Raw genomic sequence first — 15807 nt, 5'->3', positions numbered from 1 at the left:
ACCAGTAGGTCGCGGTCGCGCTTCGACAAGGGCCCGGCAACCTCCGTACGGAGGTTGCCGGGCCCTTGTCGAAGCGCGACCGCGACCTACTGGTTCTGGTTCTCGCCCCGGTAGTACTCGAAGACCCAGCCCCAGATGCCGATCAGGATCAGCGGGGCGGAGAAGTACAGCAGCCACCAGCCGAGCGCGACGCCCAGGAAGGCGAACGCGCCACCGATGGCCAGGGAGAGCGGCTGCCAACTGTGCGGCGAGAAGAAGCCGACCTCACCGGCCTCGTCCGCGACGTCGGCCTCCTTGTCGTCCTGGGCCATGGCGTCCACTCGCCGGGCCGTGAAGGCCAGGTAGTAGCCGATCATGATCGCCAGGCCGAAGGCCAGGAAGAGCGCCGTCGTACCGGCCGGCTCCTTCGACCACACGCCATACAGGATGGCCATGGCCAGGATGAAGATGCTCAGCCAGATGAAAATCTTGCCCTGGATCTTCACTTGCCGACCTCCTTGCCACCGAGCAGCGCGGTGTCCTTCTGCCCGTGGTTCTCGAGCTGCCCGACGGCGGCGATCTCAGGGTGGTGCAGGTCGAACGCCGGGGATTCCGAGCGGATGCGCGGCAGCGTGATGAAGTTGTGCCGCGGCGGCGGGCAGGAGGTCGCCCACTCCAGCGAGCGGCCGTAGCCCCAGGGGTCGTCGACCTCGATCTTCTTGCCGTACTTGGCGGTCTTCCAGACGTTGTAGAAGAACGGCAGGATCGACATGCCCAGCAGGAACGAGGCGATCGTGGAGATCGTGTTCAGCAGGGTGAAGCCGTCGGCGGCGAGGTAGTCCGCGTAACGGCGCGGCATGCCCTCGGCACCGAGCCAGTGCTGCACCAGGAACGTGCCGTGGAAGCCGACGAACAGCGTCCAGAACGTGATCTTGCCGAGGCGCTCGTCCAGCATCTTGCCGGTGAACTTCGGCCACCAGAAGTGGAATCCGGCGAACATCGCGAAGACCACGGTGCCGAAGACGACGTAGTGGAAGTGCGCGACGACGAAGTACGAGTCGGAGACGTGGAAGTCCATCGGGGGCGAGGCCAGGATGACACCGGTCAGACCACCGAAGGTGAAGGTGATCAGGAAGCCGATCGTCCAGAGCATCGGGGTCTCGAAGGACAACGAGCCCTTCCACATGGTGCCGATCCAGTTGAAGAACTTCACACCGGTCGGTACCGCGATCAGGAAGGTCATGAAGGAGAAGAACGGCAGCAGCACACCGCCGGTGACGTACATGTGGTGCGCCCACACCGTCACGGACAGACCGGCGATCGCGATGGTCGCGGCCACCAGGCCGATGTAACCGAACATCGGCTTGCGGCTGAAGACCGGGATGATCTCCGAGACGATGCCGAAGAACGGCAGGGCGATGATGTACACCTCTGGGTGACCGAAGAACCAGAAGAGGTGCTGCCACAGCAGCGATCCGCCGTTGGCGGGATCGAAGATGTGGGCGCCGAACTTCCGGTCGGCCTCCAGCGCGAAGAGCGCGGCGGCGAGCACCGGGAAGGCGAGCAGGACCAGCACACCGGTCAGCAGCACGTTCCAGGTGAAGATCGGCATGCGGAACATCGTCATGCCCGGAGCGCGCATGCAGATGATCGTGGTGATGAAGTTGACCGAACCGAGGATCGTGCCGAAGCCGGAGAAGGCCAGACCCATGATCCACATGTCGGCGCCGACACCCGGCGAGCGGACCGCGTCCGACAGCGGCGTGTAGGCGAACCAGCCGAAGTCGGCCGCACCCTGCGGGGTGAGGAAGCCGGCCACCGCGATGATCGAGCCGAAGAGGTACAGCCAGTACGCGAACATGTTCAGCCGCGGGAACGCCACGTCGGGCGCGCCGATCTGCAGCGGCATGATCCAGTTGGCGAACCCGGCGAACAGCGGCGTCGCGAACATCAGCAGCATGATCGTGCCGTGCATCGTGAACGCCTGGTTGAACTGCTCGTTCGACATGATCTGCGTACCCGGACGGGCGAGCTCGGCGCGCATGAAGAGCGCCAGCAGACCGCCGATGCAGAAGAAGGCGAACGACGTGACCAGGTAGAGCGTGCCGATGGTCTTGTGGTCGGTGGTGGTCAGCCACTTCACGACCACACCGCCGGGGTGCCTGCGCCGGACGGGCTGCTCGTTCGCGTACGGCTCACGCGAGCCGTCGGCTGCCTCGGCGGCACCCTGAGGTTCGTTGAGGATGCTCACAGTTGGTTCTTCTCCGCATTCCTGGCCGGGTCCGTCTGCTGAATGCCCGACGGGATGAAGCCGGTCTGCCCCTTCTCGGCCAGCTCCTTCAGGTGCTGCTGGTAACGCTCGGGTGAGACCACCTTGACGTTGAACAGCATGCGGGAGTGGTCGACGCCGCAGAGCTCGGCGCACTTGCCCCTGAAGGTGCCCTCCTCGGTGGCCGTCACCTCGAACACGTTGGTGTGGCCCGGGATGACGTCCTGCTTGAAGAGGAAGGGCAGCACCCAGAAGGAGTGGATGACGTCACGCGAGGTCAGGATGAACCGGACCTTCTCGCCCTTCGGCAGCCACAGGGTCGGACCCGGGTTGCCGTTCTGCGGGTTGCGCGTGCCGGGGATGCCGTAGTCGTAGACGCCGTCGGCCCCCTGGGGGAATTCCTTCTGGTACTTGTCCGGAATGGCGGCGAGGGACTTGTCGGTCTCGGCGGCCGTCTCCGGCTTGCCGTCGACGTTCTCGATGTAGTTGAAGCCCCAGCTCCACTGGTAGCCGACCACGTTGATGGTGTGGGCCGGCTTTTCGGAGAGAGCGAGGAGCTTCGACTCATCACGCGCGGTGAAGTAGAAGAGCACCGAGACGATGATGAGCGGGGTCACCGTGTACAGCGCCTCGATGGGCATGTTGTACCGGGTCTGCGGAGGAACCTCGACCTTGGTGCGGCTGCGCCGGTGGAAGATGACGCTCCACAGGATCAGGCCCCAGACGAGGACGCCCGTGGCGAGCGCAGCCGCCCACGAGCCCTGCCACAGGGAGAGGATCCGCGGAGCCTCCTCCGTCACCGGGGTGGGCATTCCAAGGCGGGGGAAGTCCTTGTATGTGCAACCGGTGGCGGTCGCGAGGATCAGGCCCGCAGTCAGCACCTGCGGCAGCTTCCGCCGCATCGGGCGCCGCGACGAGCGGTCGGAGCCGTTGGGACTCACGTAGCGCCTTCCCGAGAGTCTCGCCCGCGCGGTCGGCTGCGGCCGTCACGCTGGTCGGTCGCCGGCCCTGACGCGGGCAGGGGTTTGGATGTTTATGCGGACCAAACCCTACTGGACGCTATTTGGGGTCGCGCGGGGAGGGTGCCCAACGCGCCGCAGGGCACCCCGAAGGGGTGTTGAGGGCCGATTTTCCGGGGGCGGGGCCACCGGAGTTAGCGTGGCTGTGTGCCCTACTTCGATTCCGCTTCCTCCGCTCCCCTCCACCCCGTGGCCCGGCAGGCCCTCCAGGCGGCGCTGGACGAGGGGTGGGCCGACCCCGCCCGGCTGTACCGGGAGGGGCGGCGCGCCCGGATGCTGCTGGACGCGGCGCGGGAGGCGGCCGCGGAGGCGGTGGGCTGCCGCCCCGACGAGCTGGTCTTCACTCCTTCGGGGACACAGGCCGTGCACTCCGGAATTGCCGGGGCCCTCGCCGGGCGCCGGCGAGTCGGGCGCCACCTGGTGGTCTCGGCCGTCGAGCACTCCTCGGTGCTCCATTCGGCCGCCGCGCACGAGGCGGACGGCGGGACGGTGACCGAGGTGCCGGTGGACCGGGCGGGACGCGTCGACCCGGCCGGGTACGCCGCCGCCGTACGGGACGACACCGCCCTCGCCTGCCTCCAGTCGGCCAACCACGAGGTGGGCACCGAGCAGCCGGTGGCCGAGGTGGCCGGGGTGTGCCGGGAGGCGGGGGTGCCGCTGCTGGTGGACGCCGCACAGTCCGTCGCCTGGGGCCCGGTGCGGGGTGATTGGTCACTGCTCACGGCAAGTGCCCATAAATGGGGCGGCCCTGCGGGGGTCGGACTGCTCGCGGTTCGCAAGGGTGTGCGGTTCGCACCCCAAGGCCCGGCGGACGAGCGCGAGTCGGGGCGGGACATCCCGGGCATCGTGGCGGCGGCGGCCTCGCTGCGCGCCGTACGGGCCGAGGCGGCGGCGGAGGAGACGCGGCTGCGCGAGCTGGTGGACCGGATCCGGGCCCGGGTGCCGGGGACGGTGCCGGACGTGGAGGTCGTCGGCGACCCGGTGCGGCGCCTGCCCCACCTCGTCACCTTCTCGTGTCTCTACGTCGACGGGGAGACGCTGCTGCACGAGCTGGACCGGGCCGGTTTCTCCGTTTCCTCCGGTTCGTCGTGTACGAGTTCGACGCTGACGCCCAGCCATGTCCTGCGCGCCATGGGCGTGCTGTCGGAGGGCAACGTCCGCGTGTCGCTGCCGTTCGGTACGGCGGAGGAGGACGTGGAACGGTTCCTGGAGGTGCTGCCGGGCACGGTGGCGGGCATCCGGGAGCGGTTCGGCGCGCCGACCGCCACGCCGGCCACCGGTGGCGGCGAGCCCCTGGTCGTCGACGCCCTCGGCCGGCGGTGCCCGATCCCGGTGATCGAGCTCGCGAAGGTGTTCGGCGACGTGCCCGTCGGCGGCACCGTGACGGTCCTCGCCGACGACGAGGCGGCCCGCCTGGACATCCCGGCGTGGTGCGAGATGCGCGGCCAGGAGTACGTGGGCGAGCGCCCGGCGGATCGGGGCACGGCGTACGTGGTGCGCCGCGTGACCTGACACCGCCGCCCGGGCGGGCCGTGCCCGCGACCCACCGGCCCGCAGTCGGCGTCCCGCCGGGCGGGGCCGTGCAGGGTCGCCCCCGCAGAGGTCGGCGGCAAAGGCCGGGCTCCCTTTACCGGCACCCAAGGCCGCCGGCCTCGAGGAGGCGAGCCCGGAGGGGCCCCGCCCCCCCACCCACCCGGGGTGACCGCCCAGCCCACCGGGCCGCACCCGGACAAGCCACCGCCCCAGGGCGAACCGAGCAAGGGCACCGCCCCGTCCCGTTTGCCCACCCTCCCCCAAGCTCTCGGCTTCGCTCGAGCAGGGGGCACCCCCATCGCCCTGCGGGACGACTGCCCACAACGGGGGGGGAGAGCCGCGCCCCGGCGGGGCGGGGAGGCGCCCCGGTGGCCTTACGGCAGGTGGGACTGGACTTCGGTGGCGGCTTCGTGGCCGTAGGCCTTGGTGAAGCGGTCCATGAAGTGGGCGCGGCTGAGGGTGTACTCCTGGGTGCCGAGCGTCTCGATGACCAGGGTGGCCAGCATGCAGCCGACCTGGGCCGCGCGCTCCAGGCCGACGCCCCAGGACAGGCCGGACAGGAAGCCGGCGCGGAAGGCGTCGCCGACGCCGGTGGGGTCGACCTTGGCCTCCTCCTCCGGGCAGCCGACCTCGATGACCGGTCCGCCGACGCTCTCGATGCGCACGCCGCGCGAGCCGAGGGTGGTCACGCGGTGGCCGACCTTGGCGAGGATCTCCGCGTCGGTCCAGCCGGTCTTGGACTCGATGAGCCCCTTCTCGTACTCGTTGGAGAAGAGGTACGTCGCGCCTTCGAGCAGCGTGCGGATCTCGTCGCCGTCCATGCGGGCGATCTGCTGCGAGAAGTCGGCGGCGAACGGGATGTTCCGGGCGCGGCACTCCTCCGTGTGGCGCAGCATCGCCTCGGGGTCGTCCGCGCCGATCGACACCAGGTCCAGGCCGCCGACCCGGTCGGCGACGGCCTTCAGCTCGATCAGCCGGGCCTCGCTCATCGCGCCGGTGTAGAAGGAGCCGATCTGGTTGTGGTCGGCGTCCGTGGTGCACACGAAGCGCGCGGTGTGCAGGACCTCGGAGATCCGTACGGAGGCGGTGTCCACGCCGTGGCGGTCGAGCCAGGCCCGGTACTCGTCGAAGTCGGAGCCCGCCGCGCCGACCAGGATGGGACGGGTGCCGAGCTGCCCCATGCCGAAGCAGATGTTGGCCGCCACCCCTCCCCTGCGGACGTCGAGGTTGTCGACCAGGAAGGAGAGGGAGACCGTGTGCAACTGATCCGCGACCAACTGGTCGGAGAATCGGCCGGGGAAGGTCATGAGGTGGTCGGTGGCGATGGAGCCGGTGACTGCGATACGCACGGCTGGGCGCTCCTGCGGGAAGGTGGAGTTGACAGTTCACGCTACCGGGTCGGCGGCGCCCCCACATGCGGAAACTACCCGATAGTAGGTCTTTTTCGGTCGGCCGGCCCATGCGTACGGTGCGCTTATGACCAAGTACAGCGTTCCGCGTGAGCAGCAGCACGAGTCCGAGCTGAGCCTGGCCGAGCTGCGGGGGGACAGCGCGCGCATGGTTCCGCACTGGGCGGTACCGGCCGAGGCCGCACCCGTCCCCGTGTCGCCGTCCCTGATCCACGGCGTGGTCGTCCCGCCCGCGTCCGCGAGGCTGATCGACGCCACGCCGGAGTACGGCGTCTGAGTACCGCCGAGGGAACCGCGCGCTCCCCCGCTCCGTCCCACGGGTGTCTCCCGTAAAGGGACCACGGCGTACGAAGGAGCATTGCGGTGAGCAGTACGGAGCCGGAGCCGGCCACGGAGCCGACACAGGACAGTCCTCGCCGGAGGCGTTCGCCGCTCGCCGTCGCCTCGGTGGCGGCGGCGGTGCTGCTCGCCGGGGGCGGCGGGGCGTACTTCGCCACGGTCGCATCGGACGGGGACGACCGGCGCGGCGGTGTTCCGGCGGCGGACGGCAAGCAGCCGCCTCCGCTGGCCCTGGACGGCCACACCGAGCGCGGGCCGGGCTCCGGGCCGGGCATCGCGCCCGGTGAGCCGGACCCGGGCGGGGTGGTCTACCGGGCGGCCGGCACGCTGCCCAAGGGCCCCGAATCGGCGCACGTGTACCGGCCGGAGGGCACGGTAGGGGCCGACGAGGTGGCGCGGCTGGCCAAGGCGCTGGGCGTGGCGGGTACGCCCAAGGCGGCCGGTTCGGCGTGGAAGGTGGGGCCCGACAGGGACGGCTCCGGCGCGACGCTGCACGTGGAGCGGCAGGCGCCGGGCGTGTGGACGTTCGGGACGGCGCCGGTCGGCGACAACTGCCTGAAGGGCAAGGACTGCCCCACGAGTGGTCAGCCCCAGGGCGGTCAGCCGCAGGGCGGTGGCCGGCCGGTCAGCGAGGCGGCCGCGAAGAAGGCGGCGGCCCCGGTCCTGGAGGCGCTGGGCCAGGAGGGCGCCGAGCTGGACGCCACGCAGGTGATGGGCGCCGTACGGGTGGTCAACGCGGACCCGGTGGTGGGCGGGCTGCCGACGTACGGCTGGTCGACCGGCATCCAGGTGGACGCGGCCGGCTCGGTCAGCGGTGGCAGCGGACGGCTGAAGGCGCCGGCGGAGAGCCACGAGTACCCGCTGATCGGCGCGGCGGAGGCGCTGAAGCTGCTGAACGCGGGGTCCGGCGACGGCCGGGTCGGCATCGGCGGGGACATCGGCGGGTGCGCCACGCCCGCGCCGCTGGAGGACTCCGGGACGAAGCCCGTCGCCCCGTGCGAGACGGCCGCGAAGCCGGCCAAGGAGACGGTGACCGTCTCCAAGGCGGTCTTCGGGCTGGCGGCGCACTACACGGCCGGACGCCCGGCGCTCGTGCCGTCGTGGCTGTTCGAGGTGGCCCCGAAGGGCGACGCGCGGCCGTTCACGGTCACCTACCCGGCGGTGGAGCCCGAGCACCTGGCGCCCGCGCCGCCGCCGGCGAAGCCGGAGGCCCCGGACACGCCCGGGACGGGGAAGGCGCCGCGGCAGGTCGAGTCGTACAGCCTGGACGGGAAGATCCTGACGGCGCGCTTCTGGGGCGGGGTGTGCAGCAAGTACACCGTGAAGGCCGAGGAGAGCGGTACGCAGGTGAGGCTGAAGGTGATCGAGACGCCGATCGAGCCGGGGCGGGTCTGCATCCTGATCGCCAAGGAGCTGACCGCGACGGCGACGCTGGACCAGCCGCTGGGCGACCGGCAGGTCGTGGACGCGGCGAGCGGTGAGCGCGTGCCGCGGCGGTAGGACGCGTAGGACGCGGTAGGACAACGACAGGACGGCAAAAAGGCGGCGGCCCCGGGGATGGTCCGGGGCCGCCGCCTCGCGTTTCCAGCAGGCTCGACAGGCTTAGCTGAAGGAGTCGCCGCAGGCGCAGGAGCCGGTGGCGTTGGGGTTGTCGATCGTGAAGCCCTGCTTCTCGATGGTGTCGACGAAGTCGATGGAGGCGCCGCCGAGGTAGGGGGCGCTCATGCGGTCGGTGACGACCTTGACGCCGTTGAAGTCCTTGACGACGTCCCCGTCGAGGGAGCGCTCGTCGAAGAAGAGCTGGTAACGCAGGCCGGAGCAGCCACCGGGCTGAACGGCGACGCGCAGTGCCAGGTCGTCGCGGCCTTCCTGGTCGAGCAGGGCCTTGACCTTGGCCGCGGCGGCGTCCGACAGGAGGATGCCGTCGCTGACAGTGGTCTTCTCGTCCGATACGGACATCTGCTTCTCTCCCGGGTTGTACGGAGACTGCTTGCCGACCGGTTGCAACCGGCGGGGCCGCGGATTCATTCCGGGCACAGCGCTTGTCTTTCCCTTTCATGCTCGCACACCGGGCCGCGGACAAGCACCGGCCCGTGGAGAGGGGATGTGTCACATCGACACTATGGCCATCGTCAAAGTGACGTGAAGCGGTTATGATAGATAGCGTCATTTAGACGAAAAGGCTCTCCGCAGAAGTTCTCCGCAGAACAGAAAGGGTGCGTGACGTGACCACCGCCCAGCCCCTGGACGTCCAGCCGTCGCCCCTGGCCCTGCTGCTCCTCGGCCGCGAGGCCGACCCCAAGAGCGAGCGGGGAGTGGAGTGCCCCGGCGACCTCCCCTCGCCCTCCGACCCGGACCTGGTCGAGCGCGCCCGCGCGGCCAAGGAGAAGCTCGGGAGCAAGGTCTTCGTCCTCGGGCACCACTACCAGCGCGACGAGGTCATCCAGTTCGCGGACGTCACCGGCGACTCCTTCAAGCTGGCCCGGGACGCGGCGGCGCGGCCGGAGGCCGAGTACATCGTCTTCTGCGGCGTGCACTTCATGGCCGAGTCGGCCGACATCCTGACCACGGACGACCAGAAGGTCGTGCTGCCCGACCTCGCGGCCGGTTGCTCGATGGCCGACATGGCGACGGCCGAGCAGGTCGCGGAGTGCTGGGACGTGCTGACGGAGGCGGGCGTCGCGGACGTGACCGTCCCGGTCTCGTACATGAACTCCTCCGCCGACATCAAGGCCTTCACCGGCAAGCACGGCGGCACGATCTGCACCTCGTCCAACGCCAAGCGCGCCCTCGACTGGGCCTTCGAGCAGGGCGAGAAGGTCCTCTTCCTGCCCGACCAGCACCTGGGCCGCAACACCGCCGTCCGCGACATGGGCATGTCCCTGGACGACTGCGTGGTCTACAACCCGCACAAGCCGAACGGCGGCCTGACGGCGGAGGAGCTGCGCGGCGCCAAGATGATCCTGTGGCGGGGCCACTGCTCCGTGCACGGGCGCTTCTCGCTGGACTCGGTCAACGACGTGCGCGAGCGCATCCCGGGTGTGAACGTGCTCGTGCACCCCGAGTGCAAGCACGAGGTCGTGGCGGCGGCGGACTACGTCGGCTCGACGGAGTACATCATCAAGACCCTGGAGGCGGCCCCGACCGGCTCGAAGTGGGCGATCGGCACGGAGCTGAACCTGGTCCGCCGCCTGGCGAACCGATTCGCCGGCGAGGGCAAGGAAATCGTCTTCCTCGACAAGACGGTCTGCTTCTGCTCGACCATGAACCGCATCGACCTGCCGCACCTGGTGTGGGCGCTGGAGTCGCTGGCCGAGGGCAACCTGGTCAACCGGATCCAGGTCGACCGCGAGACGGAGAGCTTCGCCAAGCTGGCGCTGGAGCGGATGCTGGCGCTGCCGTAGCCGTTCCTCCCGTACGCCGATGAGGGGCGCCCCGCGTGCTGCGGGGCGCCCCTCGGGTGTTGGGCGCGGGCGCCGTTCCGGCGGTCAGGCCCGGTGGGTGGTGGGCGGTGCCCCTCCGGGCTCACCTCCTCGAGGCCGGCGGCCTTGGGTTAGTCGGACGGGGAGCCCACCCGTCGCCTCCCCCAAGCTCTCGGCTTCGCTCGAGCAGGGGGGACCCCCATCCTCTGCGGGGGCGACCCCGCACGGCCCCGCCCCGGCCGGACGCCGGGTACGGGGTCGTGCGTGGCCGGGCGCGCAGGCGTCACGCGTTGGCCGGGGCCGGGGTCTTCTCCGGGGCCTTCGGGCCCGGCTTCGCCGCTCGCTTGGCCGCGCGCTTGGCGCGGCGGCGCTCCTTGCGGAGCTCCACCATCGCGTACAGCGTCGGGACCAGCAGCAGGGTGAGCAGCGTGGAGGTCACCAGGCCGCCGATGACGACCACCGCGAGCGGCTGGGCGATGAAGCCGCCCTCGCCCGTGATGCCGAGCGCCATCGGGAGCAGGGCGAAGATCGTCGCCAGGGCGGTCATCAGGATCGGGCGCAGCCGGTGGCGGCCGCCCTCGATGACCGACTCGATGACTCCGAGGCCCTGTGCCCGGTACTGGTTGATCAGGTCGATCAGCACGATCGCGTTGGTGACCACGATGCCGATCAGCATCAGCATGCCGATCATCGCCGGGACGCCCATCGCCGTGCCCGTGGCGACCAGCAGGCCGATGGCGCCGGTGGCCGCGAACGGGATGGAGACCAGCAGGATCAGCGGCTGGACCAGCGACTTGAAGGTCGCCACCAGCAGCATGAAGACGATCGCGATGGCCGCCAGCATCGCCAGGCCCAGGTTGGCGAACGCCTCCTCCTGGTCCTCGGAGACGCCGCCGATGGTGGCGGTGGCTCCGTCGGGGAGGTCGAGCGCGTTGAGCTTCGACTGGAGCGCGGCGCTGACCGCGCCGGTGTTGTCGCCGGTCGGCTTCGCCGTGATGGTGGCGGCGCGCGAGCCGTCGATGCGGGTCATCGAGACCGGGCCGGGGACCAGTCGCACGTCGGCGACGTCACCGAGCTTCACCGGGCCGAGCGGCAGTTGCCGGAGCTGGGCGAGGGTCTTCGCGGGTGCGGCGGAGGTGATGACGACGTCGCGCTCGGTGTCGTCCAGGATCGCCTTGCCGGCCGGGGTGCCGCGTACGGCCTGGGCGACCGCCATGCCGAGCGTGGCGTCGTTGAAGCCGGCTTCGGCCGCCTTGGCGGTGGCCTTGACCGAGACGCGCGGGACGGACTGCGACAGGTCGCTCTGGACGTCGGTGACGTCGTCCAGTTCGGCGACCTCGGCGCGTACCTGCTCGGAGGCCTTCTTCAGGGTGGCGGCGTCGGCCGCCTTGACCACGACGCTCAGGTCCTGGTTGCCGAAGCCGTCACCGGCGGCGATGGTCGTGTCGCCGATGCCGTCCAGCTTGCCCAGCTCGGCGTCGATGCGGTCGCGGGCCTTCTCGTAGGAGGCGGAGTCCGCGAGGGTGACCTGGTACGAGGCCTGGTTGGCGCCCGTACCACCGCCGAAGGCCGCCATGAAGCCGGACGAGCCGACGGTGACCTGGTAGTCCTTCACCTCGTCCACCGAGGCGAGGGCCTTCTCGACCTTCTTCGCGGCGGCGTCGGCCGCCTCCAGACTGGTGCCGGCGGGCAGCTCCTGCTTGATGGAGAGCACTTCCTGCTCGCCCTGGTCGAAGAAGTTCGTCTTCAGCAGCGGGGCCATCCCGAAGGTGCCCACGAGGACGACGATCGCCAGTGCCACGCTGGTGAGGCGGCGGCGGGTGGCGAAGCGGAGGACGGGGACGTACAGCCGCTGGAGGACGCTGCGGCTCTCCTTCTCCTCGGCCTTGCGGCGCGCCTCCTCCGGGTCCGTGGACGTGCCCTTGGGGGCGCGCAGGAACCAGTACGACAGGACCGGGACGACCGTCAGCGAGACCAGGAGCGAGGCGAGCAGCGCGGCGGTGACGGTGAGGGAGAACGAGCCGAACAGCTCGCCCACCATGCCGCCGACCAGGCCGATCGGCAGGAAGACGGCGACGGTGGTGAGGGTGGAGGAGGTGACGGCTCCGGCCACCTCGCGTACCGCCGTGAGGATCGCCGTCCGACGCTCCTCACCGTAGCCGAGGTGCCGCTTGATGTTCTCCAGGACCACGATCGAGTCGTCGACGACCCGGCCGATGGCGATGGTCAGCGCGCCCAGCGTGAGCATGTTGAGGGACAGGTCGCGGGTCCACAGGACGATCAGGGCGAGGACGACCGAGAGCGGGATGGAGACCGCGGTGACCAGGGTGGAGCGGAGGGAGGCCAGGAAGACCAGGATGACGAGGACGGCGAAGACGAGGCCGAGGGCGCCCTCGGTGGTCAGGCCGGAGATCGACTTGGAGACCGCCGGGCCCTGGTCGGAGACGACCGTCAGCTCGGCGCCGGAGCCGAGGTCCTTCCGCAGCTCGGGCAGTTTGTCCTTGACCGCCTCGGAGATGGCGACGGCGCTGCCGTCGTTGTCCATGGTGGCCATGACGGCGAGGCTCGGCTTGCCGTTCGTACGGGTGAGGGAGACCCGGCGGGACTCCTCCTGCTTGACGGTGGCGAGGTCACCGAGGCGTACCGCGTCGCCCTTCTCGGGCTTGATCGTCAGGTCCTCGATCTGCTTGAGCGAGGTGAAGCCGCCGCCGACCTGGACCGTGCGGCTCTTGCCGGCCTCGGAGAAGGAGCCGGCCGGGACGGTCGCGCCGCCCGCCTTCAGCGCCTCGGACAGGGCCATGGGGTTCAGCCCGGCCGCGGCGAGCTTCCTGCCGTCGGGCGTGACGGAGACCTGGAGGTCCTGGACGCCGTCGATGGAGACCTGGCCGACCCCGTCGATGTCCTCCAGGGCGGGGACGACCGTCCGCTCCAACTGGCCGGCCAGGGCCTGCTGGTCCCTGTCGGAGGTGACGGCGAGGACGACGGTCGGGATGTCGTCGGTCGAACCGGCCACGACCTGCGGGTCCACCTCGTCGGGCAGTTGGACGCGGGCGCGGTTGACGGCCTGCTGGACGTCGGCGACGAGCTGCTTGGTGGACTCGTCCCCGTAGTCGAAGGTGGCCATGATCAGGGCGTTGCCCTCGCTGGCCGTGGAGGTGACGCCCTTGATGCCGTCGACGGCCTTGATGCTGCTTTCGAGCGGTTCGACGACCTGCTTCTCGACCACGTCGGGGGAGGCGCCCTGGTAGGGGGCGAGGACCGACACCATCGGCAGTTCGATGGAGGGCAGCAACTGTTGCTTGAGCTGCGGGATGGCGATCGCCCCGAAGACGATCGCCACGATGGACATCAGCCCTATCAGGGCCCGTTGCGCGAGGCTGAATTTCGACAGCCAGGACATGGGGTCTCTCTTCTGTGGCGGATCGGCAGGTATTCATACGATCAGCCACGGAGGAGGGGGTTCCGTCGCCCCCAGGTCCCGTTTGCTTACGCGGGGCCTACACCGAACGGAGTACTCGGGTGTACGCGGTCACTCCACCCTGGGGCGTACCAGGCCCGACTCGTAGGCCGTGACGACGAGCTGGGCCCGGTCGCGGGCGCCGAGCTTGGCCATGGCCCGGTTGACGTGGGTCTTGATGGTGAGCGGGCTGACCTCCAGCCGCTCGGCGATCTCGTCGTTGGAGTGGCCGCCGGCGACCAGGACGAGGACCTCCCGTTCGCGGACGGTCAGCGCCGCGAGCCGCTCCGAGTACCCCTGCCCGTCGCCCACGGCCGCGTCCGAACCGCCGCCCTGCGCGAGGAACTTGGCGATCAGCCCCTTGGTGGCGACGGGCGACAGCAGCGCCTCGCCGGCGGCGGCGATACGGATCGCGTTGAGCAGCTCGTCCGGTTCCGCGCCCTTCCCGAGGAAGCCGGACGCCCCCGCGCGCAGCGACTGCACCACGTACTCGTCCACCTCGAACGTGGTCAGCATGACGACCCGTACGCCGGCCAGGTCGGGGTCCGCGCTGATCATGCGGGTGGCGGCGAGGCCGTCCGTACCCGGCATGCGGATGTCCATCAGGACCACGTCGGCCCGCTGGGAGCGGGCGAGCGCGACGGCCTCGGCGCCGTCCGCCGCCTCCCCCACGACCTCCATGTCCGGCTCGGAGTCGACGAGCACCTTGAACGCGCTGCGTAGCAGCGCCTGGTCGTCGGCGAGCAGCACCCTGATGGTCATGTGGCCTCCCGTGTACGTGCCGTGACGGGAAGTATCGCCTGCACGCGGAAACCCCCTCCGTAGCGGGGCCCCGCGGTGAGGGCGCCGCCGAGGGCGGTGACGCGTTCCCGCATCCCGAGCAGGCCATGACCGCCGCCGCTGTCCTGCTCGGCCGTCGGTACGCCGTCGTCGAGGACCGTCACCTCCAGCGTCCGGCCCACCCGGACGACGCTCACCTCGGCCTTGGCGTCCGGGCCGGCGTGCTTGCGCACATTGGTGAGCGCCTCCTGGATGATCCGGTACGCGGCGAGGTCGACGGCCGCGGGGAGCTCAGTGCCCTGGTCGGTGCGGGCCAGCTCGACCGGGAGGCCGGCGTTGCGGAAGGTGGCCAGCAGCTCGTCGAGGACGGCGAGGCCGGGGGCCGGCTCGGTGGGCGCCTCGGGGTCGCCGGACTGGCGGAGCAGGCCGACGGTGGCACGCAGCTCGTTGAGGGCGGAGCGGCTCGCCTCGCGGACGTGCGCGAGGGCTTCCTTGGCCTGGTCGGGACGCTTGTCCATGACGTGGGCGGCGACCCCGGCCTGGACGTTGACCAGCGCGATGTGGTGGGCCACCACGTCGTGGAGGTCACGGGCGATGCGCAGCCGCTCCTCGGCGACCCGGCGGCGGGCCTCCTCCTCGCGGGTGCGCTCGGCCCGCTCGGCGCGCTCCCGGATGGCGTCGACGAAGGCGCGGCGGCTGCGGACCGCGTCGCCGGCGGCCGCGGCCATGCCGGTCCACGCGAAGACGCCCAGGTTCTCCTGGCTGTACCAGGGCGCGGAGCCGAACAGCATCGCGGCGCCGGTCAGGACCGTCATCGTCAGCAGGCCGACCCGCCAGGTGGTGGGGCGGTCGGTGCGCGAGGCGACGGTGTAGAGGGCCACCACGGCGCTCATCGCGACGGGGGCGGGCGGGTCCTCGGCGACGTGCTCGACGAGCGTGACCGCGCCGGTGAACAGCAGGACGCCCAGCGGGTTGCGGCGCCGGGGTACGAGGGCGGCGGCGCCGATCAGCATGAGCAACACGCTGCCGGCGCCGGGGGTACGGCCGCCGAAGTCGGGCCCGCCGTGCGGCCCGCCGTGCCGGTCGACGAACGAACCGGCGACCATGCACACCAGCACCGCCAGGGCCAGGGCGGCGTCGAACGCGAGGGGGTGCTCACGCAGCCAGCCCCGCCCGCGCAGGAGGCGTTCTCCAAGGGTGGTCACGGAAGGAAACGGTACGGCCTGGCGCGGTGCCGGGACGCACCTGTGCCCCGCCCCGGGGCTTCCGGGGACGGGGCACGGGCGAGGTGTTGGAGGTGCCGGCGGACCGGTCAGCCCGGGATGAGTCCGTCGTCGGAGAGCATGGCGCGCACCTCTTCGAGCGTGGCGTCCGGCGCCGGCAGGATCAGCTCGGAGGGTTCCAGCGCGTCGTCCGGCAGCGGCTCGCCGAGCTGGCGCACCGTCTCCAGGAGGGCGTGGAGGGTGCGGCGGAAGCCTTCCTCGTCACCGCCCTCCATCTCTTCGAGCAGTTCGTCGTCCAGCTTGTTGAGCTCGGCGAAGTGGCTGTCCGCCAGCTTCACCTGGCCCTCCCCCATGATCCTGACGATCATGACGTGCCG

At 70.7% G+C, this 15807-nt stretch carries 13 protein-coding genes; 4 read left to right on the top strand and 9 right to left on the bottom strand.

Features of this window, described 5'->3' with window-relative positions:
• Positions 1–86 precede the first annotated feature (86 nt).
• The 3 genes from ACZ46W_RS13185 to ctaC are packed head-to-tail and all read right to left on the bottom strand — an operon-like array spanning position 87 to position 3189.
• Positions 87–485 carry a cytochrome c oxidase subunit 4 gene (locus ACZ46W_RS13185; RefSeq protein WP_468335891.1) on the bottom strand — a complete coding sequence of 133 codons (399 nt, stop codon included), beginning with the start codon at positions 483–485 and terminating at the stop codon, positions 87–89.
• Positions 482–2230 (bottom strand): aa3-type cytochrome oxidase subunit I, encoded by a 1749-nt coding sequence (gene ctaD / locus ACZ46W_RS13180; RefSeq protein ID WP_468335888.1) that lies wholly within the window; start codon positions 2228–2230, stop codon positions 482–484. The genes ACZ46W_RS13185 and ctaD overlap by 4 nt, the downstream gene beginning before the upstream one ends.
• The gene (gene ctaC / locus ACZ46W_RS13175; RefSeq protein ID WP_366129177.1) at positions 2227–3189 is read right to left on the bottom strand and encodes an aa3-type cytochrome oxidase subunit II; all 963 of its coding nucleotides are present in this window, start codon (positions 3187–3189) and stop codon (positions 2227–2229) included. Before ctaC ends, ctaD begins: the two co-directional genes overlap by 4 nt.
• A gap of 225 nt (positions 3190–3414) precedes the next feature.
• Here ctaC and ACZ46W_RS13170 point away from each other — a divergent pair, with 225 nt between their 5' ends.
• Positions 3415–4779 carry an aminotransferase class V-fold PLP-dependent enzyme gene (locus tag ACZ46W_RS13170; protein WP_468335884.1) on the top strand — a complete coding sequence of 455 codons (1365 nt, stop codon included), beginning with the start codon at positions 3415–3417 and terminating at the stop codon, positions 4777–4779.
• Positions 4780–5174: 395 nt separating this feature from the next.
• Here the strand turns inward: ACZ46W_RS13170 and ACZ46W_RS13165 are convergent, their stop codons facing one another.
• Positions 5175–6149: a carbohydrate kinase family protein gene (locus ACZ46W_RS13165; protein WP_468335881.1), complete on the bottom strand. Its 975-nt coding sequence runs from the start codon at positions 6147–6149 to the stop codon at positions 5175–5177.
• A gap of 127 nt (positions 6150–6276) precedes the next feature.
• Here ACZ46W_RS13165 and ACZ46W_RS13160 point away from each other — a divergent pair, with 127 nt between their 5' ends.
• Together ACZ46W_RS13160 and ACZ46W_RS13155 are read left to right on the top strand one after the other, a co-directional pair.
• Positions 6277–6486, top strand: coding sequence for a hypothetical protein (locus ACZ46W_RS13160; RefSeq protein ID WP_468335878.1), 210 nt, complete (start codon positions 6277–6279; stop codon positions 6484–6486).
• 86 nt (positions 6487–6572) lie between these two features.
• Positions 6573–8048 (top strand): hypothetical protein, encoded by a 1476-nt coding sequence (locus ACZ46W_RS13155; RefSeq protein ID WP_468335875.1) that lies wholly within the window; start codon positions 6573–6575, stop codon positions 8046–8048.
• Positions 8049–8150: 102 nt separating this feature from the next.
• Here the strand turns inward: ACZ46W_RS13155 and erpA are convergent, their stop codons facing one another.
• Positions 8151–8507: an iron-sulfur cluster insertion protein ErpA gene (gene erpA / locus ACZ46W_RS13150; RefSeq protein ID WP_064071056.1), complete on the bottom strand. Its 357-nt coding sequence runs from the start codon at positions 8505–8507 to the stop codon at positions 8151–8153.
• A gap of 257 nt (positions 8508–8764) precedes the next feature.
• On the opposite strand from erpA, the gene nadA reads away from it, so the two are divergent.
• The gene (nadA, locus tag ACZ46W_RS13145; RefSeq protein WP_468335872.1) at positions 8765–9952 is read left to right on the top strand and encodes a quinolinate synthase NadA; all 1188 of its coding nucleotides are present in this window, start codon (positions 8765–8767) and stop codon (positions 9950–9952) included.
• Between the two features lie 301 nt (positions 9953–10253).
• On the opposite strand, the gene ACZ46W_RS13140 is transcribed toward nadA, so the two are convergent.
• From ACZ46W_RS13140 to pspAA, 4 genes are all read right to left on the bottom strand, one after another.
• Entirely contained in the window at positions 10254–13370 is a 3117-nt protein-coding gene (locus tag ACZ46W_RS13140) for an efflux RND transporter permease subunit (RefSeq protein ID WP_468335869.1), read from the bottom strand.
• A gap of 129 nt (positions 13371–13499) precedes the next feature.
• On the bottom strand, positions 13500–14189 hold the full coding sequence (locus ACZ46W_RS13135) for a response regulator (protein WP_468335866.1): 690 nt from the start codon (positions 14187–14189) through the stop codon (positions 13500–13502).
• A complete protein-coding gene (locus ACZ46W_RS13130; protein WP_468335863.1) occupies positions 14186–15412 on the bottom strand; it encodes a sensor histidine kinase in 1227 nt (408 codons plus the stop codon). The genes ACZ46W_RS13135 and ACZ46W_RS13130 overlap by 4 nt, the downstream gene beginning before the upstream one ends.
• Before the next feature lie 107 nt (positions 15413–15519).
• Entirely contained in the window at positions 15520–15798 is a 279-nt protein-coding gene (pspAA, locus tag ACZ46W_RS13125; RefSeq protein ID WP_468335860.1) for a PspA-associated protein PspAA, read from the bottom strand.
• Positions 15799–15807: the final 9 nt, after the last annotated feature.

The sequence above is a fragment of the Streptomyces sp. NPDC031064 genome (genome assembly GCF_055570965.1).
This window is presented reverse-complemented; position numbering and strand designations above follow the sequence as displayed.